This window comes from Streptomyces sp. DH12, assembly GCF_020873895.1.
In the GTDB taxonomy this organism is placed as follows: domain Bacteria; phylum Actinomycetota; class Actinomycetes; order Streptomycetales; family Streptomycetaceae; genus Streptomyces.
This window is the reverse complement of the sequence record NZ_JAHWGT010001490.1, coordinates 1-405: the sequence shown is the minus strand read 5'-3', so window position 1 is coordinate 405 and position 405 is coordinate 1. Positions and strand designations below refer to the sequence as shown.

Below are 405 nucleotides of genomic sequence, written 5' to 3'. Positions count from 1 at the left end.
CGCCGCGGGTGCACCCTCCGCCCGGCCCGCCTCGGGCAGCAGCGGCACGAGCCGGTCCCACCGCTCGATCGCGCACCCGTTCGTCCGGTCGTACGTCGCGTCGACGCGGCGGCCCGCCCAGGTGCCGGTGATGCGGGCGGTGGCGGGGCCGCCGTACTGCATGGTGCACACGGCGTCCCGCGGCACCGGCGCGAAGGCGTCCTGCCCCCAGCGCGTCCGCCGCTCGACGGCCGCGCAGGCGCCGTCGGGGTCGGGATGCGTCCCGCCGCTCGGCCGGCACCGCACCACGTACGTCCCGTCCGCCCCGCCGCCCGCGTCCCGCACGGTGACGGTGAGCCGGTCGCCGTCCGGCGCCGGTTCCCCGGCCCGCGCCGGGGAGGGGGACGCGGCGAGCGAGGCGAGCAC

Annotated in this window: 1 protein-coding gene; it reads right to left on the bottom strand. The window is 81.0% G+C overall.

Annotation, left to right across the window (positions count from 1 at the left end):
- A partial coding sequence (locus LPA54_RS40720; RefSeq protein ID WP_228985456.1) for an SSI family serine proteinase inhibitor occupies nucleotides 1–405 on the bottom strand: 405 nt, incomplete at its 3' end.